Origin of the sequence: Burkholderia puraquae, from assembly GCF_002099195.1 — a bacterium.
In the GTDB taxonomy this organism is placed as follows: domain Bacteria; phylum Pseudomonadota; class Gammaproteobacteria; order Burkholderiales; family Burkholderiaceae; genus Burkholderia; species Burkholderia puraquae.
Genome location: NZ_NBYX01000021.1, coordinates 113023 through 135626, shown reverse-complemented (window position 1 = coordinate 135626; position 22604 = coordinate 113023). Strand labels below are relative to the sequence as shown.

At 70.5% G+C, this 22604-nt stretch carries 22 protein-coding genes and 1 pseudogene; 9 read left to right on the top strand and 14 right to left on the bottom strand.

Annotated features, from left to right (window positions below; translation table 11 throughout):
- The 3 genes and pseudogenes from B7G54_RS30565 to B7G54_RS30555 all read left to right on the top strand — a co-directional run.
- Positions 1-228, top strand: a pseudogene (locus tag B7G54_RS30565) (acetyl-CoA C-acetyltransferase); the annotation flags it as partial.
- Positions 229-403: 175 nt separating this feature from the next.
- The gene (phbB, locus tag B7G54_RS30560) at positions 404-1147 is read left to right on the top strand and encodes an acetoacetyl-CoA reductase (RefSeq protein ID WP_043187380.1); all 744 of its coding nucleotides are present in this window, start codon (positions 404-406) and stop codon (positions 1145-1147) included.
- A 112-nt stretch (positions 1148-1259) separates the two neighbouring features.
- A complete protein-coding gene (locus B7G54_RS30555) occupies positions 1260-1466 on the top strand; it encodes a hypothetical protein (RefSeq protein WP_085042413.1) in 207 nt (68 codons plus the stop codon).
- A gap of 90 nt (positions 1467-1556) precedes the next feature.
- On the opposite strand, the gene B7G54_RS30550 is transcribed toward B7G54_RS30555, so the two are convergent.
- The 10 genes from B7G54_RS30550 to B7G54_RS30505 form a co-directional block, all read right to left on the bottom strand.
- On the bottom strand, positions 1557-1904 hold the full coding sequence (locus B7G54_RS30550) for a hypothetical protein (protein ID WP_085042412.1): 348 nt from the start codon (positions 1902-1904) through the stop codon (positions 1557-1559).
- Positions 1888-2391 (bottom strand): hotdog family protein, encoded by a 504-nt coding sequence (locus tag B7G54_RS30545; protein WP_085042411.1) that lies wholly within the window; start codon positions 2389-2391, stop codon positions 1888-1890. Before B7G54_RS30545 ends, B7G54_RS30550 begins: the two co-directional genes overlap by 17 nt.
- The gene (locus B7G54_RS30540; RefSeq protein ID WP_085042410.1) at positions 2391-3206 is read right to left on the bottom strand and encodes a beta-ketoacyl synthase chain length factor; all 816 of its coding nucleotides are present in this window, start codon (positions 3204-3206) and stop codon (positions 2391-2393) included. Before B7G54_RS30540 ends, B7G54_RS30545 begins: the two co-directional genes overlap by 1 nt.
- An 8-nt stretch (positions 3207-3214) precedes the next feature.
- Complete coding sequence (locus B7G54_RS30535; protein WP_085042409.1) at positions 3215-4426, bottom strand: beta-ketoacyl-[acyl-carrier-protein] synthase family protein; 1212 nt, start codon at positions 4424-4426, stop codon at positions 3215-3217.
- A 63-nt stretch (positions 4427-4489) separates the two neighbouring features.
- Positions 4490-5383 carry a polysaccharide deacetylase family protein gene (locus tag B7G54_RS30530; RefSeq protein WP_085042408.1) on the bottom strand — a complete coding sequence of 298 codons (894 nt, stop codon included), beginning with the start codon at positions 5381-5383 and terminating at the stop codon, positions 4490-4492.
- Positions 5380-7857, bottom strand: a complete 2478-nt coding sequence (locus B7G54_RS30525; protein ID WP_085042407.1) for an MMPL family transporter — start codon at positions 7855-7857, stop codon at positions 5380-5382. The genes B7G54_RS30530 and B7G54_RS30525 overlap by 4 nt, the downstream gene beginning before the upstream one ends.
- The gene (locus B7G54_RS30520) at positions 7857-8513 is read right to left on the bottom strand and encodes an outer membrane lipoprotein carrier protein LolA (RefSeq protein ID WP_085042406.1); all 657 of its coding nucleotides are present in this window, start codon (positions 8511-8513) and stop codon (positions 7857-7859) included. Before B7G54_RS30520 ends, B7G54_RS30525 begins: the two co-directional genes overlap by 1 nt.
- A complete protein-coding gene (locus B7G54_RS30515) occupies positions 8510-9487 on the bottom strand; it encodes an LpxL/LpxP family acyltransferase (protein ID WP_085042405.1) in 978 nt (325 codons plus the stop codon). The genes B7G54_RS30520 and B7G54_RS30515 overlap by 4 nt, the downstream gene beginning before the upstream one ends.
- On the bottom strand, positions 9484-11232 hold the full coding sequence (locus B7G54_RS30510; protein WP_085042404.1) for an AMP-binding protein: 1749 nt from the start codon (positions 11230-11232) through the stop codon (positions 9484-9486). The genes B7G54_RS30515 and B7G54_RS30510 overlap by 4 nt, the downstream gene beginning before the upstream one ends.
- A 50-nt stretch (positions 11233-11282) precedes the next feature.
- Positions 11283-11936 carry a COG4648 family protein gene (locus B7G54_RS30505; RefSeq protein ID WP_085042403.1) on the bottom strand — a complete coding sequence of 218 codons (654 nt, stop codon included), beginning with the start codon at positions 11934-11936 and terminating at the stop codon, positions 11283-11285.
- Between the two features lie 571 nt (positions 11937-12507).
- On the opposite strand from B7G54_RS30505, the gene B7G54_RS30500 reads away from it, so the two are divergent.
- The 5 genes from B7G54_RS30500 (at position 12508) to loiP (ending at position 16871) form a co-directional block, all read left to right on the top strand.
- Positions 12508-12768, top strand: a complete 261-nt coding sequence (locus tag B7G54_RS30500) for a phosphopantetheine-binding protein (protein ID WP_043187455.1) — start codon at positions 12508-12510, stop codon at positions 12766-12768.
- Positions 12769-12878: 110 nt separating this feature from the next.
- Positions 12879-13595 (top strand): 3-oxoacyl-ACP reductase FabG, encoded by a 717-nt coding sequence (gene fabG / locus B7G54_RS30495; RefSeq protein ID WP_085042402.1) that lies wholly within the window; start codon positions 12879-12881, stop codon positions 13593-13595.
- 87 nt (positions 13596-13682) lie between these two features.
- Positions 13683-15005, top strand: coding sequence for a chorismate transformation FkbO/Hyg5 family protein (locus B7G54_RS30490; RefSeq protein WP_085042401.1), 1323 nt, complete (start codon positions 13683-13685; stop codon positions 15003-15005).
- Between the two features lie 125 nt (positions 15006-15130).
- Positions 15131-15913: a glycosyltransferase family 2 protein gene (locus tag B7G54_RS30485; RefSeq protein ID WP_085042400.1), complete on the top strand. Its 783-nt coding sequence runs from the start codon at positions 15131-15133 to the stop codon at positions 15911-15913.
- 196 nt (positions 15914-16109) lie between these two features.
- A complete protein-coding gene (gene loiP / locus B7G54_RS30480) occupies positions 16110-16871 on the top strand; it encodes a metalloprotease LoiP (protein ID WP_085042399.1) in 762 nt (253 codons plus the stop codon).
- Positions 16872-16970: 99 nt separating this feature from the next.
- Here loiP and B7G54_RS30475 read toward each other — a convergent pair whose 3' ends face one another.
- The 4 genes from B7G54_RS30475 to B7G54_RS30460 are packed head-to-tail and all read right to left on the bottom strand — an operon-like array spanning position 16971 to position 21710.
- The gene (locus B7G54_RS30475; protein ID WP_085042398.1) at positions 16971-18683 is read right to left on the bottom strand and encodes a lactate permease LctP family transporter; all 1713 of its coding nucleotides are present in this window, start codon (positions 18681-18683) and stop codon (positions 16971-16973) included.
- A gap of 56 nt (positions 18684-18739) precedes the next feature.
- Positions 18740-20185 (bottom strand): LutB/LldF family L-lactate oxidation iron-sulfur protein, encoded by a 1446-nt coding sequence (locus tag B7G54_RS30470; RefSeq protein WP_085042397.1) that lies wholly within the window; start codon positions 20183-20185, stop codon positions 18740-18742.
- The gene (locus tag B7G54_RS30465) at positions 20182-20913 is read right to left on the bottom strand and encodes a LutC/YkgG family protein (protein WP_085042396.1); all 732 of its coding nucleotides are present in this window, start codon (positions 20911-20913) and stop codon (positions 20182-20184) included. Before B7G54_RS30465 ends, B7G54_RS30470 begins: the two co-directional genes overlap by 4 nt.
- Positions 20910-21710: a (Fe-S)-binding protein gene (locus B7G54_RS30460; RefSeq protein WP_085042395.1), complete on the bottom strand. Its 801-nt coding sequence runs from the start codon at positions 21708-21710 to the stop codon at positions 20910-20912. Before B7G54_RS30460 ends, B7G54_RS30465 begins: the two co-directional genes overlap by 4 nt.
- Positions 21711-21844: 134 nt before the next feature.
- Between B7G54_RS30460 and B7G54_RS30455 the strand changes: the two genes are divergently transcribed.
- Positions 21845-22561 carry a FadR/GntR family transcriptional regulator gene (locus B7G54_RS30455; protein ID WP_085042394.1) on the top strand — a complete coding sequence of 239 codons (717 nt, stop codon included), beginning with the start codon at positions 21845-21847 and terminating at the stop codon, positions 22559-22561.
- Positions 22562-22604 lie beyond the last annotated feature (43 nt).

Genomic DNA, 22604 nt, shown 5'->3' with positions numbered 1-22604 from the left:
GCGTTTGCGGCGCAGGCGCTGGCGGTGCACAAGCAGATGGGCTGGGACACGTCGAAGGTGAACGTGAACGGCGGGGCGATCGCGATCGGCCACCCGATCGGCGCGTCGGGCTGCCGGATCCTGGTGACGCTGCTGCACGAGATGGCCAAGCGCGATGCGAAGCGCGGGCTGGCGTCGCTGTGCATCGGCGGCGGGATGGGCGTCGCGCTCGCGGTCGAGCGCGCCTGAAGAGGGGCCAACCAGGCAGTATTCGCGCATGACAAGCAGCCAATAACAAGCGCGAGGTTCCGGTGCGTGCCGCACCCGCGACGCGGGCGGCTGCGCATCGAAGCGGTGGGGCGGCAGCAGGTACGATGCCGCCGCCCCGCATTCATCGATTACTTTTTTGTCGGTAATTAATAGGATGACTAAGCGAATTGCAGTTGTGACAGGTGGAATGGGCGGTCTTGGCGAAGCGGTCAGCATCCGGTTGAACGACGCGGGCCACCGGGTAGTCGTCACGTATTCGCCGAACAACACCGGCGCGGACCGCTGGCTGACCGAGATGCATGCGGCCGGCCGCGAGTTCCACGCATACCCGGTGGACGTGGCCGATCACGATTCGTGCCAGCAATGCATCGAGAAGATCGTGCGGGACGTCGGCCCGGTCGACATTCTCGTGAACAACGCGGGCATCACGCGCGACATGACGTTGCGCAAGCTCGACAAGGTCAACTGGGATGCGGTGATCCGCACGAACCTCGATTCGGTGTTCAACATGACGAAGCCGGTCTGCGAAAGCATGGTCGAGCGCGGCTGGGGCCGCATCGTCAACATCTCGTCGGTGAACGGCTCGAAGGGTTCGGTCGGCCAGACCAACTACGCGGCCGCGAAGGCCGGCATGCACGGCTTCACGAAATCGCTCGCGCTCGAGATCGCGCGCAAGGGCGTGACGGTGAACACGGTGTCGCCGGGCTACCTCGCGACGAAGATGGTCACGGCGATCCCGCAGGACATCCTCGACTCGAAGATCCTCCCGCAGATTCCGGCGGGCCGGCTCGGCAAGCCCGAGGAAGTCGCGGCGCTGGTGGCTTACCTGTGCTCGGAGGAGGCCGGCTTCGTGACGGGCTCCAACATCGCGATCAACGGCGGCCAGCACATGCACTGACGCGCGGCGGCCCGGACGACGGCGTGCGCGCACGTGCCGGGCCGCGTTCCGCAATATCCAGTGCCAGGGCGGCGGCAGGCGCGCCGCTTCGGCCTCGCATTCCGGAGAAGGCATGGGCGACACCTGGATGGGACTCGCGATCGGCGGCACGGCACTGGCCGTCGCGTTGACGATGGCGGTCTCGCTCTACTGGCTCGAGCGGCGCCGCGCGCGGCTGCTGCGGAACTTCGATCATCGCGATTGCTGGCTCGTCGCGTACGGCAAGTGCTTCGCGCGCAGGCAGGCCAGACCGGCACGCCGCATGCGCGGCGCGCGTTGACGGCGGCGGCATGGCGGCAGTGACGCGTCACGGTTGACGAGCGCTCACGCATCGCGCGCATGCCGTGGGCGATGCGCGCGATGCCCGCGGTCAATCGTTCTTTTCGCTTTTTCCACCCGGCTCGCCCGAGTCGTTCTTGTGGAAGATACGCTTCGTCGTGCGCTTGGTGGCATCCCAGCCTTCGCGCGACGCGTGTGCGACCCCGTGCCCGACCGCCTTCGCGGCGCTCGCGGTCGCGTGGCCGAAGCTGCGGGCCGCTTCGCCGGTCTTGTGCGCGGCTTCCTTCGAATCGCGCTTGATGTCCTGCTTCACTTCCGACATGTCCGCGTGCGCGATCGGGCTGATCAGCGCCAGAACGAGCGCGGTGCCAATGAACTGACGAACTTTCACGACCTGGTTTCCTTCCGTTGAGTAAGCGGCTTCATCGAGGAGCTGCATTGCCGGCTGGCGCCGGGCGAAACGCGCCGGCCGCGGATACATCGAGCATCACCGCCGCGCGGCCGGACAGCAGCACGCATTCGCCGCCGCGCAGCACGAAGCCGTACAGCACCGAGCGGGCGTCGCCGCTCACGCGTTCCGCTTCGACGACGAGCGGCTGCGCGATCGTATCGAGCCGGTCGACGAACGCGTCGACGTTGCGCACGCTCGCCAGGTAGCCGACGCGCGGGCGCGCTTCGTGCGCACCGAGCAGCGCGCCATGCACGGCCATCGCCTGCGCCGCGTATTCGATTCCGCAGACGGCGGCGAGGCGGCCGTGCGCGCGCAGCGGGTTGTGCGGATCACGGTGGCTCGTCGCAGTGCAGCGGATGCGGGCGGCATCCCACGCATCGACGGTCTCGAGCAGGCACATCGCGCCGTCGTGCGGAATGTGCGCGGCGATCCACGCGTGGTCGAGCGGCGGCGCGAGCGGGATCGTCGCGGTCATCACGGGCGCTCCGCGAACGTATCCGGCATCGCGACATCGACCTGCACGCGTATGTCAGCCAGGTAGTCGAGCACGACGCGTGTCGAACGCCGCGCGGCGAGCGCGTCGAGCAGCGGCAGCACGCGTGCGGCCGGATTGCCGGCGCGCAGCGCGTCGAGTTCGGCATGCGCGAGCGTCGTGGCCGGCGCGTCGGTGAGTTGCACGTCGATGCGGGCGAGCACGCGTTCGCTTGCTTCGGCTGCGAGCACGAGTGCCACGCCGAATGCGTCGCCGATCGGCCGAACCGCGCGCAGCGGTTCCGGATAGTCGGTGTCGTACGCGATCAGCAGGGTCGGCACGCGATCGACCGCGACCTGGCACAGGCTCTCGAGCAGGCCCGCGGCAAAGCTGCCGTCGTGCGCGCACAGCACGTTCGACGTCGCCATCGCGCGCGTCGCGATGCTCCAGTAACCGGCCGGCGCGTTGTGCACGGAGTTGTGGAAGCGCGTCGGCGACAGCTGGCGATCGTCGCCGGCGAGGGTTTCGCAGATCGCGTGGCAATTCTGGCCGTCGCCGCCCGATGCGCTGAACACCGTCGCAAGCGTCGCGGCGTCGCGTCCGCTCGCGGCCACCGCTTCATGGCCGGCCGCGAGCGCCACGCGCACGACGGGGCCCGTGCGGCGCCGCTCGGCGGACGGCAGGCCGGCCGGCGGCGGCAGCTCGGTGCGGGCGGCCGCATACGGCGCGCGGCCCGCGAGCACGTCGGCTGCGTGCGGCCAGTGGGTCAATCCCGGGCCGACGAGGCCGATGCTTTCGATGAAGGCGGTGAGTGTCATCGCGGGCCTCAACGGGGGGCGTGGTCGGCGCGGCCGAGGATCAGGCTGCAATTCGTGCCGCCGAAGCCGAACGAATTGGAGAGGACGGCGCGCACGCGCGCATCGCGGCTCGCCAGCACGTAGTCGTCGGCGAGTGCCGGGTCGGGTTGCGTCGTGTTGACACCGGCCGGCACGAACTGCTCGCGCAGCGCGAGCGCGGCGACGACCGCCTCGAGCGCGCCCGCTGCGCCGAGCGTATGGCCGGTCGCGCCTTTCGTCGAGCTGCACGGCGTGCTGGCGAACAGCGCGCCGATCGCGCGGCTTTCGGCCGCGTCGTTGCTCGGCGTCGCGGTGCCGTGCAGGTTCACGTAGTCGATATCGTTCGCGCCCAGGCCGGCGGATGCGAGTGCCTGCTCGATCGCGACGCGCGCGCCGAGCCCTTCCGGATGCGGCGACGACATGTGATGGGCGTCGCTCGATTCGCCGATGCCGAGCAGCAGGATCGCGTTGGCGTCGAGTGCGGCGGGCGGGTCGGGCATGCGTTCGACGAGCGCGAACGCGGCGGCCTCGCCGATCGAGATGCCGTCGCGCGCGACGTCGAACGGACGGCACGGCTGGCGCGACAGCAGCTCGAGCGAATTGAAGCCGTACAGCGTCGTCAGGCACAGCGAATCGACGCCGCCGACGACGGCCGCATCGATCAAGCCGGCCTCGATCATGCGGCGCGCGGAGCCGAACACCTTCGCCCCGGACGAACAGGCGGACGAGATCGCCATTGCCGGCCCGCGCAGCGCGAAAAACGCGCGCACGAACGCGGCCGGTGAATATGGGTTGTGCGTGTGCGCGTAGCGGAAGTCGGCGGGTAGCGCGCCGCTCGCCGGATCGCGGCGCTGGTATGCGTGTTCGGTCTCGAGGATGCCGGCGGTGCTCGTGCCGATGAACACGCCGACGCGTGCCGCGCCGTAGCGCGCGACGGCCGCCGCGACGCGTGCGTCGAAGCCGTCCTGCGTGAGGCCGAGCTGCGCGAGGCGGTTGTTGCGGCAGTCGAAGTCGGCGAGACCGGCGCGCACGGGCTGTGCATCGACGTTGTCCACCGCACCGATCCACGTGTCGAGATCCGCACGCTCGAAGTCGCAGGGCGTGAGCCCGCCGCGCGCGTGGCGCAGTGCATCGAGGGTCGCGTCGAGACCGCGGCCGATGCAGCTGGTGGCGGTGAAGTGCGAGAGCAGGAGAGGTTTCACGAGGGTCGCATCCGGTGGCCGGAACGGGCGCCGCAGCGGGGCTGGCAGGCGCGCCGTTCGAGGTCAGATTTTATCAAACGGGGGGGCCGAACCGGCCGGCTTGCCCGGCCCGCCGGGCGGATCGGACGCGAGCGCCGCGCGCAGCGTGATCCAGTGCAATTGCGCGTCGGCGGCCGCGCGCAGCACCGCTTGCAGCACGTCGAGCACGATCGGTTCGCCGCGCGCGTCGCGCGCCGCGTGGCCGTCGTGCACGAGCAGGATGTCGCGCGCCTCGAGACCGTGCAGCAGGCGGCGCGTGACGGTCGCGGCGTCGCGTGCGCGCGTGTCGAAGCCGCGCCGCGTCCAGCTCGCGAGCTGCAGGCCGAGTTCGCATAGCACCGGTTCGAGAAACGGGTTACGCAGGCCGGCCGGCGCACGGAAGAACAGCGGGCGCGTACCGGCGATCTCGGTCAGCGTCTGCTGCGCGGCCGCGATCTCGCGCCGCAGCGCGGCGGGCCCCGACAGCGAGAACGTGTGCCGGTGCCGCTGGCTGTGGTTCTCGATAGCGTGACCGCGCGCGACGATCGCCTCGATCCAGCGCGGATGACGGCGCGCGAGATCGCCGATGCAGAAGAACGTCGCGCGCGCGTCGTAACGGTCGAGCAGGTCGAGCACGCGCGGCGTGACGTCCGGGTCCGGGCCGTCGTCGATCGTCAGCGCGATGCGGCGGCCGGCGCCGGGCGGCAGGCGCGTCCAGTTCGGGCCGAGCAGCGTGCTGCGCGGCCACAGGCCCGCGGCGGTCAGCGCGAGATGCGACGCGACCACGCTGCCGACCGCCCACGGCCACGCGGCCGGCTGTGCGACGACGGCGGCGGCCGCGCCCGCATGCAGCGCGGCCGTGCCCGCGATCAGCGGCGTCGGCTTCCAGCGGCGCGTATCGCCGGTCTGGCGCGGCGGAACGGACGACGGCGCGTTCATGCGCGGCTTCCTCGATGACGGTTGACGGCCGCAGCCGCGGCCGTGCGCGGCGCGAGAATCGCCGCGAACGCGAGTGCGAGCATCGCGCCCGGGCCGACGGTCAGCCCGAAGGTTTCGAGCAGCGGCACGTGCGACAGCGCCAGCAGCCCGAAGCCGGCGACCGTCGCGAGGTTCGCGATCAGCAGCGACACGAGCGTGTAGGGCGTGACGGGCTGTGCATCGTCGCGCTTGCAGAAGAACAGCGCGTAGTTCGAGCCGACCGCGACGATCAGCAGCATCCCGACGAGATGCAGGATCGTCAGTTGCACGCCGGCGAGCGCGAAGCCGGCCGTCACGACCAGCACGGCCGCGACGAGCGGCGCGAGCGCTCGCACGACGCGACGCGGCGAGCGCAGCGCGATCAGCAGCAGCACGGCGATCGCGGCGAAACCGGCAAGCGACAGCCGGATGTCCTCGTGCACGTAGCTCACGTACAGGCGATCGGCTTCGGCCTTCATGTCGACGAACAGCGCATCGGGCACGCCCGCGCGCGCGACGGCCGCGCGAATCGGCGTTGCATCGAGACGCGATGCCGGTTGCGCGGTGCGGCCGGCGTCCGGCGCGCGCAGCGGCAGCATCGCGTTCCAGCGGCCGTCACGTTCGGTCAGCAGCGCATCGGCAGCGAGCGCCATCGACGTGCCGTGCAGGTCCGCGCGCGTCAGCAGCGGCGCGTGGCGCGCGACCTCGACGTCGGCGATGAACGGTGCGAACAGGTCGGGCCTGACCGCGATCGGCTGGTTCGCGACGGCGTCGCGCATCCGCGCGGCGAGCACGCCGGCATCCGGCAGGCTCGCCCGGCGCGCGCGCTGCGCGGCGTCGCTCGGCAGGTAGCGTGCAGGGCTTTCGAAACCGGCGAGCGCGCCCTGGTCGACGAGCGGCTGCAATTGCGCGGCCACTTTTTCGCTGCCTTCGAGCACGGCCTGTTCGGTCGATGCGGAAATCACGACGAGGTAGCGCACGTCGGGTGCGCCGACGTCGGCGCGCAGCCGTGCGTCGAGCGCCTGCGCTTGCGCCGGCACGGGGCTCAGCGCGGCGAGCTCGCGGCTCCACAGACCGTCGCGATGCAGCACGAGCGTCGCGCCCGCGGCGATCACCAGCACGGCGAGCGGCCAGCGCAGCCGCGGCGCGGCGTCGGCCGCGCGCGCGAGCACCGCGCCGATGCGCGACACGTCGCGAATCGCGACGTGCTCGCCGCGCAGGTGCGGCAGCACGAAGCGCGTGACGAGCGCGGCGGCCGTCAGCCCGACGATCGAATACAGCCCGAGCTGCACGAGGCCCGGGAATCCGGAGAACAGCATCGACGCGAAACCGCACACGGACGTCAGCATGCCGAGCCGGATCGTCGGCCAGTACGCGGCGACCCACGCGCGCGTCGCGTCGGCCGGGCGTGCGGTTCCGCGCGTGCCGGCCTGCGCCGATTGCACGAACAGGTAGATCGAATAGTCGACGGCCTCGCCGATCAGCGTCGTACCGAAGCCGAGCGTCAGCCCGTGGACCGTGCCGAACGCGACGCCGACCGCCGCGATTCCCGCCGCGACGGCCGTCAGCACCGGCAGCAACCCGAGCGCGAGCGTGCGCGGCGAGCGGTACAGCGTGAGCAGCAGCGCGACGATCAGCACGACGCCCGCCGTCGACAGCCGTTCGACGTCGTGCCGGATCGTGTCGCGCGTGTCGACCGAGAACACGCCGGGGCCGGTCATCGCGAGCGTGGTCGCGGCGGCGTTCGGCACGGTCTGCTTCGCGGCGGCGAACGCGCGGCGCACGGTGTCGATCGCGCGGGCCTGGGCGTCGGTATCGGAACCGGCGGCGGCCGTCTGCACGACGAGCACCGCGCGCGTGCCGTCGCGCGATGCCCACACGCCGTCGCGGCTCGCCGGTTCCGCCGCGCTGTCGAGCTGGTCGACGAGCGTGGCGACTTCGCCGGTCGGGTCGCGCGGCAGTATCGCCTTGGCCATGAGGCCGGCCGACGAGCTCAGCAGGTCGAGGCTGTCGCCGAGCGCCTGATGGAGGCCAGCGGCGCTGAAGCGCTGCGGCGTGACGGCCGGGCTCAGCAGATAGCGGTGATCGAAGATGAACTGGCGGTCGCGTGCGTCGTTTGCGGCTTCGCCGTTGTGAACGGCCGCGAACTGCGGATCGGCGCGCAGCGCACCGGCGACGCGTCGCGACAGCGCGGCGCGCGCGGCGGTATCGCCGCCGTCGATCGCGACGAGGATCAGCCGCGACACGATGCCGTCGCGCAACTGGTCGACGAGCACGCGCTGCCCGGCGCTCGGCGAGCTCGGCAGGAACGCGGACAGGTCGGCCGTGAAGTGCGCGCGCCCGATCGCGACGCCGCACGCGAGAAGCGCGAGCAGCCACACGAGCACCGTGCGCTGCCGCAGCGCGTGCAGCCGGCGCGTGACCGGTGGCGACGGGGGGCGGGTGCGCTCGTCCATCAGTTCGGGTTCGCCGGAACGGGTTGCAGGTGCATCACCGAACGGTCGCCGTCGGCCTGCCGGATCGCGACGCTGCGCAACACGTCGCGCGTGCCGTCGAGCGTGATCGCACTGACGACCTTCAGCATCCGCGAGTCGAGCGGCGTGAGCGTCAGCGTCCAGCCGTCGCCGCGCCCGGCGAGCGCGACCTTGTACACCTGTTCGAGCGCGAAGCGGTTGCCGGCGAGCGTCGCGCGGATGCTGTCGATGAACGCACCGAGTTCCGGATAGCGCGCCAGCGCGAGCGTGTACTTGCGGTTGTTGCGCTCGACGGTGAGCATGTCGCCGTCGACGACGAGGTGTTCGGGCTTCGGGCTCAGCGTGTGCTTCTCGAGATGGTCGGGCGCGACGAACACGAGTTCGCCGGACGATTCGACCGGCTGCGTCGCGATCGACAGGTACTTCGTCTCGGTGAACGTCGCTCGTCCCGACTTGTGCTGCGCGAGTGTCGACATCAGCCGGTCGAGGGTCCACGCCGGCGACGTGTCGGCCGCTTGCGCGGGCACGGCAGCCAGCGCGATCGCGGCGGTGGTTGCCGCGAGGGCGACGGCCAGTGTGCGGGCGGCACGACGCAGCGCGAACGGGAGCGTGGGCAGGCAGCGGCGAACGGCGGTCATGCGTCGGAATCCCTCGTGGCCGGCAGGTCGGCCGCGGCGTGCGCGGTGTCGCGGCGCGCGGCCGCGGCATTGCCGCTTTGCCAGAAATCGAAATAGTTGAACCAGTTGTACGGCGCCGCGCGGCAGTACCGGTCGAGCAGCGCGACGTAGCGCGCGAGTGCCGCGTCGACGGCCGCCGCGCGCCCGTCGCGCCGCACGTCGGAGAAATCGGCGAGCGTCTCGAAGTGCACATCGTAGCGGTTGCCGTCGCGATAGAGGCCCGTCATGAAGATCACCTGCCGCTTCAACATCGCGGCCATGTAGAGCGGCCCGAGCGGGAACGCGGCCGGCGCGCCGAGCAGCGGCAGCCGCCGCAGCGACGCGGCTGCGTCGTCGAGCAGCGTGCGGTCGGCGAGCATGCCGACCATGCAGTTCGCGTCGAGGCGCTCGCGCACCTTCAGCATCGAGTCGACCTGCCCGAGCGGAATCACTTCCGGCTGCGCGGCGGGATTCACCGCGGCGAGCGTTGCGTTGATCTTGCGCGCGTTCTTCTCGTACATCGTGACGACGACGCGCAGGTCCGGGTGCGTGCGGCCGATTGCGCGCACGACCTCGAAGCTGCCGAGGTGCGCGCCCATCAGGAACGCGCCGCGTCCGCCCGCGAGCGCTTCATCGACGAGCGTCTCGCCGTGCAGCCGGATGTCGAACAGGTCGAAGCGACCGTTCATCAGGTAGATGCGGTCGTGGATCGTTGCCGCGAACGTGAACACGTGCCGGTACACGTCGCGCCAGCGCGCGGGGCGGCCGAGCACGCGGCGCAGGTAGTCGCGCGACGCCGCGCACGCGACCGGCGAGAACAGCACGAAATACGTCGCGATCAGATGCAGCACGACGCGCGCGCGCTGCCGGCCGAAGCGCAGCGAGATCCACGTCATCGCGCGCAGCAAGCCCGCGTTGCTGCGCTCCTGGCGTTCGGCCCACGCGGTGCGCTTCATGGCTGAGCGCCCTCCGGCGCGGCAGGCGGCGCGGACAGCACGCCGCTCGCGACCTCGCGCGCCCCGGCGCGCAGCGTGAAGCGGATCGCGCCGCTGGCCGCGGCGTCGTACGCGAGGTCGAGCGGTTCGCCGGGTGCGACCGGGCTCAGGAATTTCGCGGAACCGAGCCGCCACGTGTGCAACGGACGGTTCAGCGCCGTGCCGATCGCATGGATCGCCTGATCGAGCAGCACGACGCCCGGCACGACCGGATGGCCGGGGAAGTGGCCGGGCAGTGCCGGATGGCCGGCGGGAATCGTCAACGAGAGCGCGGGGGCGGGCGTGCCGGCCGGGTCGCGCACGGCCATCGGCACGGCCGCGGGGCGCGCGTGTTGTGCAACGAGTGCGGCGAGCACGTCGCGCGGCAGCTTGCCCGTTTCGTTGCGCGGCAGCGCGTCGACGAACACGAGCGGGCGCGGCATGAACGCGGGATCGATCCGCTCGCGCAGCGCGCGCTGCAGGTCGGCTGCCGCAAGCGTCGGCGCGACGACCAGCGCGACGAGTCGCGTGACCGGTTCGAGGCCTGCGTCGGCGTGCGCCGGCGCGGCTTCGTCGGGCATGAAGAACACGCCGTCGATCACCTGCGGAATCGCATTGAGCTGATGGTTCAGGTACGCGAGCGACGTGCGCTTGCCGGCGATGTTGACGAGGTCGGCCTTGCGGCCGTGCAGCAGGAACCGGCCGTCGCCGAGCAGTTCGAGCGCATCGCCCATCGGCACGGGCGCCTCGACGTGCCCGCCCGACACCCAGATCGTCGGCTCGCCGTCGTCGCTCGCCGGTTCGTCGCGCGCGTCGAGCCGGATGCCCGGGAACAACACCCACGTCGCGCCTTGGGACGTGCGGCGGGTCGCGATCTGGCCGGTCTCGGTGCTGCCGTAGATCTCGACGAGCGGCGCGTCGAGTGCGGCTTCGGCTTCGCACGCGAGCTTTTCCGACAGCGGCGCGGTGGCTGACAGCACGAGCGCCGCCGGTGGCAGCGCATGGCCGGCCGCCAGCAGCGCACGCAGGTGGATCGGCGACGTGACGAGCACGCGCGGCTGCGGGATCGCATCGAGTTCGTCGCGAATGTCGACCGGGTAGAACGGCTGGCGGTTGCTGAACGCGAGGCCGCCGATCAGCGCGAGCAGCACGGTCGACTCGAAGCCGTACATGTGCTGCGCGGGCACCGTGCCGATCAGCGTGGCCGCGCGGCCGTCGAGCAGCCCGAGACGGTCGGCCGCCGCGCGCACGCAGCCGACCAGGAAGCCCCACGTCTTGCGATGCGGCACCGGCGCGCCGGTCGAGCCGGACGTGAACACGTAGGCCATGATTCGCGCCGCATCGATCTGCGGCACGGCGAACGGCGCATCGTTCGCGAGCTCGCCGGGGGCGGCATCGGGGTATGCGAAGCGCGGCAGGTCGATCGTGCAGTCGGGGGCGTCATGCAGGCAGAACGCGTCGGGCGCGAACGACGCGAGCTGGCGGACCATTTCCGGCGTGTGCGTCGACGGCAGCAGGCTGATCTTGCCGGCCACCAGCGCGGCGCACAGGCTGACCGCGAAGCGATAGCGGTCGCGGCACACGTTGAACACGTGGCCGCTGGCGGGCAGCGCGGCGGCCACGCGCGCGACGTCGGTGACGAACGTGCGCACGGTGACGGGCGCGCCGTCGCGCCAGGCGATCGTCTGGTCCGGCGACGAATGAAAAACCAGCGGGTGAGTCGGCATAAATCGGTCAAAACGGGAGCGAAGGCCGGCGCGCCGCGCCGGCCGTGAATTCATCGTGACGCCTGCGATGCGTGGGTCGTCGCGCGATACGCGCGCACTGCATCGATCATGCGCGGCCGCGGTTCATGCGGCAGGGCGAAGCGCCGGCACGCATGCTCGGCCGCGAACATCACGGCGACGAGCGGCAGCGACAGGTAGTTCGCGAACGTCGACCACGTGACGATCGGCGCGGTCGCGAACAGCAGCGTCGACACGGCGGCGATCGCGACGAAGAACAGCGTCCACGCGAGCGTGATCTGCCGCGTGTAGTGCGCGACGGCCGGCGTGATCGCGCCGTGGATCATCGTCGCGAAGCGCGTGCACAGCGGCACCTGGCCGGCCGCGAGCGTGCGGCCGAACAGCAGCGCCATCGCGAGGTTGAAACTCGCGTGTTCCAGATACAGGCCCCATTCGAAATGCCGGGCGAGCGGCACGCGCGCGGCCCACAGCGCGGCGGCGGCAATCAGCCACGCCGGCACGAGCCAGCCGCGATGCGGCGAGCGCAGCGCCGCGCCGAGCGCGAGCAGCAGCGGCGGCACGAGCGCCATCGCGAGGCCGAAGCCGTGCGCGCCGGGTGTCGCGGCCGCGTAATGCGCGCCGGCCTGGTACGCCACAACGGCAGCGACTGCGGCGAGGCCGCGCGCGACGGGCAGCAGCCGGCTCATCGGCGGCCTCCGCACGCACGGCGCGGAAACCCGTCACCGGCGGCCGGGCGGCAGCGGACGGACGGGCGAACCGGAACGGAGCGGAAGAACGGGCGCGGCATGACTGGCGACATCGGGCGGATCGGGGCCGGACGCGATGGTCGGGCCGTCAAACATCATATGAATGGCGGCCGGGAGCAGGTCCGGGCCGGTGGTCGGGCACGCTCATTTTAGGGCCGCGGCACCGCGTGTCCGGGGTGGGCGTGAACGGGTTTTGTAACCGATTGTATGGCGCCGGACGAACGGTTTCGCGGGGTCGGTCCATTTCCGTCCGGCGCGGCTCAAGCGTCTCGTGCATTCGGGTCCCGAAACGAGCCGCGGCGAGGGCTCGCCAGTCTGTAACCATTGGCGGTATACGGCCCGATACCCGTTCGTCTAGAATCCGCGTAACTTTTACAAACGATCCCCAAATAACGCAGGCGGGGAAGCCGGCAGACGCCGGAGGGACGGAGATTCGCACGCGCCGGGCGTGCATGGCGATTGCCGTTTCCGGGCGCCTTCCGCTGCCACGGGCCGCCTGCCCGCACGCATGATGAACGCACTGGAACAAGAGCTCGCCACGCTGATCATCGGCGAACTGAATCTCGAAGACGTCCCGCTCGAAACAGTGACGGCCGAGACCCCGCTGTATGGCGAGGGTTTCGGGCTCGACTCCATCGACATCCTGGAAATCGCACTGCTGATCTCGAAGAAATACGGCTTCGAGCTGCGTTCGGACAATCCGGACAACCAGAAGATCTTTGCGACGCTCGGTGCACTGGCTGCGTACGTCGCCGCGCACCGCACGAAGTGACTGCGTTGCGCACGGGCGCGGCGCGCAGATGATGACGGCACGCGGCAGCGATCGGCAGACGATACGCGGCCGCGTCGATCGAGGTGAAACGCGATGAACGGAGCAATTCGATGCGGGCGCTCGTGACGGGCGGCAGCGGCGCACTCGGGCAGGCGATCTGCACGGCGCTCGCGCAGGCCGGCCATGAAGTGTGGGTGCATGCGAACCGCCATCTCGCGCAGGCGGAGGCCGTCGCGCAGCAGATCGTCGCGGCCGGCGGCACCGCGCACGCGATCGCGTTCGACGTGACCGACGCGGATGCGACGCTCGCCGCGCTGAAGCCGTTCATCGACGATGCGCCGGTGCAGATCCTCGTCAACAACGCGGGCATTCACGACGATGCGCCGATGGCCGGCATGTCGCGCCGGCAGTGGCACAGCGTGATCGATGTGACGCTCAACGGTTTTTTCAACGTCACGCAGCCGCTGTTGTTGCCGATGATCCGCACGCGGCGTGGGCGGATCGTCAACATCGCATCGGTGGCCGGCGTGACCGGCAATCGCGGGCAGGTCAACTACGCGGCCGCGAAGGCGGGGCTGATCGGCGCGACGAAGTCGCTGTCGCTGGAGCTCGCGTCGCGCGGTATCACCGTGAACGCGGTCGCGCCCGGCATCATCGAATCGCCGATGGCCGAACACGCGTTTCCCGCCGAACGCATCAAGCAGCTCGTGCCCGCGCAGCGCGCGGGCCGGCCCGACGAAGTCGCGGCGATGGTCGCGTACCTGGTGTCCGACGCCGCGGCCTATGTGACGGGGCAGGTGCTGTCCGTCAACGGCGGGCTCGCATGACGAAGCGCGCAGCGTCGGCGTGACGTAACGCAACGCGGCGCAGGCCGCGATGTTGCGCGGCCTGCGCCGCATAGTGAGGAAATCGAAGTGTCCGTGCATCCAGTCGACGCCGAACGGCGCCCGTGTTCCCTGTCGTCCTCCGCCACGGCCGTTGCGCACGGGCAGACGGCGGCCGGGCCGGTCGCATCGCGATCGGGCGCGCCGTTCGCACACGACGGCGACCGCGCGCTGCGGCTCGTCCGGATGAGCCATGCGCGGCTCGCCGCGTTGCTGCACGATGCGCGCAGCCGTGGCGACGGATTCGACCATGCGTTGCCCGGCGCGCTGGGCGCGGTGTGCATCGGCGCGGGCGACTCGCCGTGCGAATCCCGAACCGGATCGCACGCGGACGCGGCGGCAAGGATGCTGGCCGATGTCGTGCCCGACCTGCCGGTCGCGCCCGTGCCGATGACGCTGCTCGGCGCCGGCATCGCGCCGGACGACGCCGTCTGCGAAATCTGGCAATGCCATGCCCGCGACCTGCGCAGCGAACGGCGCGGCGCGCTGCACTATCGCTACAGCGAAACGGCGGGCCTGGTGTTCGGCAGCATCGTCGTGCACGAGACGAGCGGCACGCACGAAATGCACGAAGCGCACGAAGCGCACGACGGCGGCACGCCGCTCGAACGCGCGACGCACGATGCGTACCGCGTGTTGTTCGACGTGCTCGATTCGCTCGGCATGCCGCATCCGCTGCGCATCTGGAATACCGTGCCCGCGATCAATGCGGTGCAGTTCGGGATCGAGCGCTATCGTCAGTTCAATATCGGCCGCCAGCACGCCTTCGATGCATGCCGCCGCGCGCTGACCGGCGGCGTGCCGGCCGCATGTGCGCTCGGTTCGGTCGTGCCGGTCGCCGGTGACGCATCGCCGGCCGCGCCGCTCGCGATCCATTTCCTCGCGAGCCGCACGCCGGCCGATCCGGTCGAGAACCCGCGCCAGCTCAGCGCGTATCACTATCCGGCGCAGTACGGCCCGCGTGCGCCGACGTTCGCGCGCGCAGCCGCATGGGCGGAAGGAGGGGCCGCGCCGGTGCTGTTCGTGTCGGGCACCGCGAGCATCGTCGGGCACCGCACCGTGCACCACGGCGACGTCGTCGCGCAAACGCGCGAGACGGTCGCGAACCTCGCGGCGGTGCTCGAGCAGGCCGCGCGCCAGGGGCACGGCCCGTTCTCGCTCGCCGACCTGAGCTATCGCGTCTACGTGCGCGATGCCGGCGATGCCGCGGCGCTGGCCGCGATCGAGCGCGTGCTGCACGAGGCGGCCGGCCCCGGCGTGCGGCCGCTCGTCGTCCAGGCGGACGTGTGCCGCGACGACCTGCTGGTCGAGATCGAGGCCAGCGCGGGCCATGAGGAGGCGTGGCTGTCATGAAGCGCGAGAATCTCACGATCCCGCAGCCGGGCCCGCACGCGGGCGACGTCGACGAAGCCTGCCGACGGTCGCCGGCAAGTCATAAACTTTTGTCAGGATCCCCGTCTTCGCAATCGGCCGTTTCCATGTCCAAGCTGCACGCCTCGTCCACCCATCTCGTCCTGATTCCGAGCTACAACCCGGGCACCAAGGTCGACACGACCGTGCGCAATGCCCGCGCGCAATGGAATCCGGTGTGGGTCGTCGTCGACGGCAGCACCGACGGCAGCGCCGAACGGCTGCAGGCGATGGCCGAGCGCGACCCGGGGTTGCGCGTGATCGTGCTGCCGGAGAACCGCGGCAAGGGCGCCGCGGTGCTCGCCGGGCTCGACGCGGCCGCCGCGAGCGGCTTCACGCATGTATTGACGATGGATTCCGACGGCCAGCATCCGGCCGACCTGATTCCCGCGTTCATGGCCGCGTCGCAGGCCGCGCCCGATGCGATGGTGCTGGGCGTGCCGAAGTTCGACGCGAGCGCGCCGCGGTTGCGCGTGCAGGGCCGCCGGCTGTCGAACGCCTGGGCCAACCTCGAGACGCTGTGGGCCGGGATCGGCGATTCGCTGTACGGTTTTCGCGTGTATCCGGTCGCGCCGCTTGCCGCGATCATGCGCCGCCAGCCGTGGATGCGCGGCTTCGACTTCGATCCCGAGGCGGCCGTGCGGCTGTGCTGGGCCGGCGTGCGCCCGATCCGCATCGATGCGCCGGTGCGCTATTTCGGCCGGCACGAGGGTGGCGTCTCGCATTTCCATTACGGCCGCGACAACGCGCTGCTCGCATGGATGCACCTGCGGCTTTTCACCGGCTTCGCGGTGCGGCTGCCGATGCTGGTCGCGCGGCGGCTGACGCGACGCCGCGACCAGACGGCCTGAGGCGGGCCGTTTTCCATGCCGATCGTCGCCCGGCCGCGGCGATTGCCCCGTTTTTCGTCATCAATCCCGTGCCGGCGTGCCGCTTCATTCCAATCTGCTGAGTAATGAACGTGTCATCGGATGTAAACATCTGGTAATTTTCTTCCGGATTATGCAAAATCGCCGCTCCCAAATACAACTATCGAGGGATTCCGGGATGCAACTCAAGAAAGCGGTGGCAGCGTGTGGCGTGGCGTTTCTGTTGAGCGCGTGCGGCGGGGTACAGAGCCTTGACGCGAACAGCCTGACGTCGGCGGGGACCAGCCTGTACAAGGCAGCGACGCTGTCGGATGCCGACATCGCCGCACTGTCGAACGACTCGTGCAAGTCGAGCGATGCCGAATCGAAGGTCGCGCCGGCGAACAGCGCGTACTCGAAGCGCCTGACGAAGGTGATGAAGGGCTTCGGCGACATGTCGCTGAACGGCCAGAAGATCAACTACAAGGTCTACATGACCAAGGACGTCAACGCGTGGGCGATGGGCAACGGCTGCGTGCGCGTGTATAGCGGCCTGATGGACATGATGAACGACGATGAACTGCGCGGCGTGATCGGCCATGAAATGGGCCACGTTGCACTGGGTCACTCGAAGAAGGCGATGCAGACGGCCTACGCGGTCAGCGCGGCGCGCACCGCGGCCGGCGCGGCATCGCCGGGTGTGGCGGCACTGACGAGCTCGCAGCTCGGCGACATCACCGAGAAGTTCATCAACGCGCAGTTCTCGCAGACGCAGGAAAGCGCGGCCGACGACTACTCGTTCGACCTGATGAAGCAGAAGAGCATGAACCAGAAGGGCCTCGTCACTGCGTTCCAGAAGCTCGCGAAGCTCGACGGCGGCCAGAGCTCGATGATGAGCTCGCACCCGTCGTCGGCGAGCCGTGCGCAGCACATCGAGGATCGCATCGCGAAGGGCAGCTGATCGCGCAACCGATCGCCCGCCGACCCGGGCGATCGACCGGCGAAATGAAAACCCCACGCTCTTCCGGGCGTGGGGTTTTGTTTTGGGGGCATGCGCCGCTTACGGCACCATGCCCGGCAGCACGTACGCCTGAGCAAGCGTGATCAACCCGACGATCACCGCGAACAGCAGGCTGTGCCGCACCGTGAAGCGGAACAGCTCCGACTCCTTGCCGACGAGGCCCGTCGCCGCGCAGGCGACCGCGATCGACTGCGGCGAGATCATCTTCGCGGTCACGCCGCCCGTCGTGTTCGCGGCCACCGCGAGCGTCTCGGGTACGCCGAGCTGATGGGCCGTGGCCTGCTGCAGCGAGCAGAACAGCGCATTCGACGACGTGTCCGAACCCGTCAGGAACACGCCGAGCCAGCCGAGGAACGGCGAGAAGAACGGGAACGCGGCGCCGGTCGCGGCCAGCATCAGCGCGAGCGTCGACGACATCCCCGAATAGTTCGCGACGAACGCGAACGCCAGCACGAGGCCGATCGACAGGATCGGGCGCGTCAGCTCCTTCAGCGTCTCGCCGAACGTGACGAGCGCGTCGCGCGGCTTCATCCGCAGCAGCACCATCGAGATCAGCGCGGTCACGAGGATCGCGCTGCCCACCGCCGACACGAGATCGATCTTCAGCACGGCGTCGAGCGCCTTCGGCGTCGCGGCGATCGGCGCGGTCTTCACGACGAGCTGGTCGAGCCCCGCCACATGGAACTTCAGCACGGTCGACGCGAGCGCGCCGTGCGCGGCGAACAGCGCCTTGAACGGCGCGATGCTCCAGACGGTGACGACGGCCGTCAGGATCAGGAACGGCGACCATGCGCGCACGGTCTGCACGAGCGTGTACGGCGAGGCCTGCCGGCGTGTGCCGGTGCCGAAGCCGTTGCGCGAGCCCGCGCCGCCGAAGCCCGCGAGCGCGGCGCCGCCGCCCGACGCGACGAGGCCGCCGGCCGGCTGCTTCGCGGTGCGCGGCTGCCAGACCTTCAGGAACGCGGCGAGCGCGACGAGGCTGACGAGCGACGACGTGATGTCCGGCAGTTCGGGCCCGATGTGGTTCGACGTGAAGTACTGCGTGACCGCGAAGCTGCCGCCCGCGACGAGCGCGGCCGGCCAGGTCTGCCGCACGCCGCGCAGCCCGTCCATCATGAACACGAGCCAGAACGGCACCGCGAGCGACAGCAGCGGCAGCTGGCGGCCGGCCATTGCGCCGATATGGAACGGGTCGATGCCCGTCACCTGCCCGGCGACGATGATCGGGATGCCCATCGCGCCGAACGCGACCGGTGCAGTGTTTGCAATCAGACACAGTCCCGCCGCGTGCAGCGGCTTGAAACCGAGCCCGACGAGCAGCGCGGCCGTGATCGCGACGGGCGCGCCGAAGCCGGCTGCGCCTTCGAGGAACGCGCCGAACGAGAAGCCGATCAGCAGCATCTGCAGGCGCTGGTCGTCGGTGATCGACAGCACGGACGCGCGGATGATGTCGAACTGGCCGGTCTTCACGACGATCTTGTACAGGAACACGGCCGCCACGATGATCCACGCGATCGGCCACAGGCCGTACGCGAAGCCGAAGCCGGCCGCCGCGAGCGCCTGCGGCACGGGCATCCCGTACGCGAGGATCGCGACGCCGAGCGACAGCAGCAGCGTGATCGCCGCGGCGACGTGGCCCTTGAGCCGCAGCGCGGCCAGCGCAACGAAAAAGAAGATGATCGGGATTGCGGCGACGAACGCCGACAGCCCGAGGCTGCCGAGCGGCGTATAGATCTGGTGCCAAACTTGCATGGGTGTCTCCTCCATCTGTGTCTGTCTATCTATGGGTATGGGCGGGTAAAAGGGGGCTACTCGGGCTGGCCGCGTGCGCGCAGCAGGTCGGACAGGCTGCGCGGCGCCGGTTCGAGCGGCGTGCGGTGCTGCGTCCAGCCCAGCTGTTTCGCGGGCGTCAGCGCCCGCAGCCGCGTCGCGGTCCAGCGGAACGCGCGGTACGCACGCGGATGCGCGAACGCACCCGACCAGAAGCGCCACACGAGGTCTTCCGCGCGGTTGTAGTTCGCGCCCTGGCCGCGCAGCGGATGCGTGACGGGTTCGTCGGGCTTGCGGTTCGCCTCGGTACGCAGCCGCACCAGCAGCTCCGGGATCGGGATCCGCACCGGGCACACCTCGCCGCAGGCGCCGCACAGCGTCGACGCGGTCGGCAGGTCGGCCGTCGCGTCGAGGCCGAGCAGGTGCGGCGAGATGATCTTGCCGATCGGGCCCGGGTAGGTCGTGCCGTAGGCGTGGCCGCCGATGCGCGTGTAGACGGGGCAGTGGTTCATGCACGCACCGCAGCGGATGCACTGCAGCGTCGCGCGCAACTGCTCGTCCGCGTAGGCCTGCGTGCGGCCGTTGTCGAGCAGTACGAGATGCAGCTCGCGCGGGCCGTCGCGTTCGCCGTCGCGGCGCGGGCCCGAGATCAGGTTGAAGTAGGTCGTGATCGCCTGGCCGGTGGCCGAGCGCGTGAGCAGGCTCGACAGCGGCACGATGTGCTCGAGCTTCTCGACGACCTTCTCGATCCCCATGATCGCGATGTGCGTGTCGGGCACCGTCGTCGACAGGCGGCCGTTGCCTTCGTTCTCGACGAGCCACAGCGTGCCCGTGTCGGCCGCCGCGAAGTTCACGCCCGAGAGACCGATGTCCGCTTCGGCGAACGCGCGGCGCAGCGCGCGCCGGCCGGTCTGGATCAGCTCGTCGACGTCTTCCGTGTAGCGCGTGCCGGGAATGTGTTCCGCGAACAGCTCGGCGATGTCGCCGCGCGTCTTGTGGATCGCCGGCATCACGATATGCGACGGCTTCTCGCCCGCGAGCTGCACGATGAATTCGCCCATGTCGGATTCGATGCAGTCGACGCCGTGCTCCGCGAGGTAATGGTTCAGCTCGATTTCCTCGCTTGCCATCGACTTGCCCTTGATCACGCGGCGCGCCTTCTTCGCCTGCGCGATGCCAAGCACGATCGCGTTCGCGTCGGCGGCCGTCTCGGCCCAGTGCACATGCACGCCGGCTTCGGCGAGCTTCGTCTCCAGCCGTTCGAGCAGCGCGGGCAACTGCGCGAGCGCGTGCTGCCGCACCGCTTCGCCGAGGTCGCGCAGCTGCTGCAGCTCGGTGTCGTCGGGGAACTGCGTCGCGCGCTTGCCTTGCAGGAAGTCCATCGCGCCGCGAAAGCTCCGGCGCAGCGCGGGATCGTCGAGCGCGGCGCGCGCGCGGGCCTTGAAGTCGCCGGGGGCGACGAATTGCAGCGTGTGGTCGCTCATTGCGGGAGGTCCTCGCTGGCGATGGCGTGCGGCCGGACGGCGGAATCGGTGACGATCACGACCCACAGGCGGCGCGGGCCGTGTGCGCCATAGGCGAGCGTCTGCTGGATGTCGGACGTTTTCGACGGGCCGGACACCAGCACGAGGTTGGTCGGCATGCCGGCGTGCCAGCGCTCCGCGTGCACGGCCGCGTGCAGGTCCGGATGCAGCGTGCTCGCGTGGACGAGCGCGACATGCAGCGGCGGCACCAGCGACACCGTGCGCGGCGTGCCGGCATCGGGCGCGAGCACGACGGTGCCGGTGGCCGCGATGCCCGAGCGCGCGACGGTGAAGCCCGCGTCGATCGTGTCGAACAGTTCCGCCTTCCACGCGTCGATCGGCCGGTCGAACGGCACGGGCGCGACGGTGTCGGGCAGGACGCGGGCGAGCGCCGCGGATTCGGCGCGGGCCGGGTCGAGCAGCAGGCGGCGCACGCCGGCATCGGCAAGCCGCGTGGCGAGCTGGGCGGGCCATTCGTCGCCGGTCGCGCACCAGACGTCCGCATGCGATGCGGCGAGCGCGGCCTGCATCGTGCGGGCAAGCGTGTGCGGATCGCGTGCGGTCCCGGTCTGCGGGCGGCGCGTGTCGTAATGCGTGTCGATGCGAGCGTCGAGCGCGGGGGCGGCCTCGGCGGCGACACCCGGGGCGGCGGCGCGCAGCCGCTTGAGAATTGCATCGCGCGCGCTCATTGCTGGTCTCCGCGCAGTGACGCGGCGCCGGCCGTGCGCCGCCACAGGAAACTGGCGAGGTGCTCGACCGGCAGCGGCGCGCCGGCCTTGTCGGCCGCGTGGCCGATGTTCAGCAGGCAGCCGCAGTCGGCGGACACGAGCCGGTCGCAGCCCGTCGCGCAGGCCGACGCGACCTTGTCGCGCACCATTGCGCCGGAGATGTCCGGATGTTTCAGCGAGAACGTGCCGCCGAAGCCGCAGCATTCGGATTCGCGCTCGTGCTCGATGCGCGTCACGCCCGGCAGCGCGTCGACGAGCGCGACGCCGTGCCCGCGCGTGCCCATCTCGCGCCGCGCCGCGCACGACGTATGCAGCACGACGCGCTCGTCGGGCCTGGCGTTGGCCGTGGCCGCGTCGAGTCGCACGTCGAGCACATGGACGAGGAATTCGGCGAGTTCGTAGGTCCGCTCCGCGATCGCGCGGGCCTTGGGGCCGTGGACCGGATCGTCGGCGAACAGTGCCGGCCAATGGTGGCGGATCATGCCCCCGCACGAGCCGGACGGCACGATCACGGGCCACGGCTCGGCGAACAGGTCGAGCTGCGCGGCCGCGACGCGGCGCGCTTCGTCGGGATTGCCGCTGCTGTAGGCCGGCTGCCCGCAGCAGCTCTGGCCGCGCGGATAGTGGACGGTCAGGCCCTCGCGTTCCAGCAGGCGAACCGCGTCGAGCCCGGCTTCGGGGACGAACAGGTCGACCAGGCAGGTCGCGAACAGATAGACGTGCGCGGGGGCGGTGGCGGGGTACGGCCTTTCGTTCATGTCTCGCTCCAGAGGCGCCGGCCCGGCATGCGGATGCGGGACGACGATTTCGCTGCATAATTCCCGCGACGGCGCCGCAGCTCAAATTGGTTGGGCCAATCGGCGCGGCACGCATTCCGCAGGGAGACGCGACGATGGCAGCGATGACGGCACGGGGCCGGACCGAAGTGGTGATGCGCAAGATCGAGACGGCGCTGCTCGACGGCACCTGGCCGGCCGGCGCACGCCTGCCGGCCGAGCGCGTGCTCGCGCAGCAATACGGGGTGGCGCGCAATACGGTGCGCGAAGCGACCCAGCGGCTCGTCGCGCGCGGGCTGCTGCAGAGCCGGCGCGGCGCGGGCGTCTACGTGACGGACCAGTTGCGTGCCGGCATCGCGTCGCCGTGGGGCCAACTGGTCGCCGACCACCCCGCGCTGCGCGACGACATCCTCGAGTTCCGGCGCGTGCTCGAAGGCGCGACCGCGTATTTCGCCGCGCTGCGCGCCGACGCGAACGACCGGCGCCGGATCCGTGCACTGCTGCGCGAGCTCGAAACGGCGCACGCGAACGGCGCCGCGGCCGTCGAAGCCGCGACCGACGCGAAGCTGCACGAGGCGATCGCGCTCGCGTCGCACAACACGATGTTCCTGCACCTGCATACGAGCGTGATCGGGATGCTGCGCGAGCACATCTCGATCAACGTGGCGGGCATGACGACGCACGACGAGCAGGCGTCCGAGCTGCTGTTGCTGCAGCACCGCGTCGTGTGCGACGCGATCTGCGCGCATCGGCCCGAGGAGGCGCGCACCGCGATGCAGACGCATATCGACTATGTGCGCAGCCATTTCGAGCATAGCGGCGATGGGGCCTGAGATTGGTCGGACCGCTTCGATGTGCGGCCTGTCCGGCGGGCAT

Bases quoted from the DNA above. Each gene is read 5' to 3' on its own strand.
- phbB (WP_043187380.1), top strand. From the start codon at position 404: ATGACTAAGCGAATTGCAGTTGTGACAGGTGGAATGGGCGGTCTTGGC.
- B7G54_RS30555 (WP_085042413.1), top strand. From the start codon at position 1,260: ATGGGCGACACCTGGATGGGACTCGCGATCGGCGGCACGGCACTGGCC.
- B7G54_RS30550 (WP_085042412.1), bottom strand. From the start codon at position 1,904: ATGCAGCTCCTCGATGAAGCCGCTTACTCAACGGAAGGAAACCAGGTC.
- B7G54_RS30545 (WP_085042411.1), bottom strand. From the start codon at position 2,391: ATGACCGCGACGATCCCGCTCGCGCCGCCGCTCGACCACGCGTGGATC.
- B7G54_RS30540 (WP_085042410.1), bottom strand. From the start codon at position 3,206: ATGACACTCACCGCCTTCATCGAAAGCATCGGCCTCGTCGGCCCGGGA.
- B7G54_RS30530 (WP_085042408.1), bottom strand. From the start codon at position 5,383: ATGAACGCGCCGTCGTCCGTTCCGCCGCGCCAGACCGGCGATACGCGC.
- B7G54_RS30525 (WP_085042407.1), bottom strand. From the start codon at position 7,857: ATGGACGAGCGCACCCGCCCCCCGTCGCCACCGGTCACGCGCCGGCTG.
- B7G54_RS30520 (WP_085042406.1), bottom strand. From the start codon at position 8,513: ATGACCGCCGTTCGCCGCTGCCTGCCCACGCTCCCGTTCGCGCTGCGT.
- B7G54_RS30515 (WP_085042405.1), bottom strand. From the start codon at position 9,487: ATGAAGCGCACCGCGTGGGCCGAACGCCAGGAGCGCAGCAACGCGGGC.
- B7G54_RS30510 (WP_085042404.1), bottom strand. From the start codon at position 11,232: ATGCCGACTCACCCGCTGGTTTTTCATTCGTCGCCGGACCAGACGATC.
- B7G54_RS30505 (WP_085042403.1), bottom strand. From the start codon at position 11,936: ATGAGCCGGCTGCTGCCCGTCGCGCGCGGCCTCGCCGCAGTCGCTGCC.
- B7G54_RS30500 (WP_043187455.1), top strand. From the start codon at position 12,508: ATGAACGCACTGGAACAAGAGCTCGCCACGCTGATCATCGGCGAACTG.
- fabG (WP_085042402.1), top strand. From the start codon at position 12,879: ATGCGGGCGCTCGTGACGGGCGGCAGCGGCGCACTCGGGCAGGCGATC.
- B7G54_RS30485 (WP_085042400.1), top strand. From the start codon at position 15,131: ATGTCCAAGCTGCACGCCTCGTCCACCCATCTCGTCCTGATTCCGAGC.
- loiP (WP_085042399.1), top strand. From the start codon at position 16,110: ATGCAACTCAAGAAAGCGGTGGCAGCGTGTGGCGTGGCGTTTCTGTTG.
- B7G54_RS30475 (WP_085042398.1), bottom strand. From the start codon at position 18,683: ATGCAAGTTTGGCACCAGATCTATACGCCGCTCGGCAGCCTCGGGCTG.
- B7G54_RS30470 (WP_085042397.1), bottom strand. From the start codon at position 20,185: ATGAGCGACCACACGCTGCAATTCGTCGCCCCCGGCGACTTCAAGGCC.
- B7G54_RS30465 (WP_085042396.1), bottom strand. From the start codon at position 20,913: ATGAGCGCGCGCGATGCAATTCTCAAGCGGCTGCGCGCCGCCGCCCCG.
- B7G54_RS30460 (WP_085042395.1), bottom strand. From the start codon at position 21,710: ATGAACGAAAGGCCGTACCCCGCCACCGCCCCCGCGCACGTCTATCTG.
- B7G54_RS30455 (WP_085042394.1), top strand. From the start codon at position 21,845: ATGGCAGCGATGACGGCACGGGGCCGGACCGAAGTGGTGATGCGCAAG.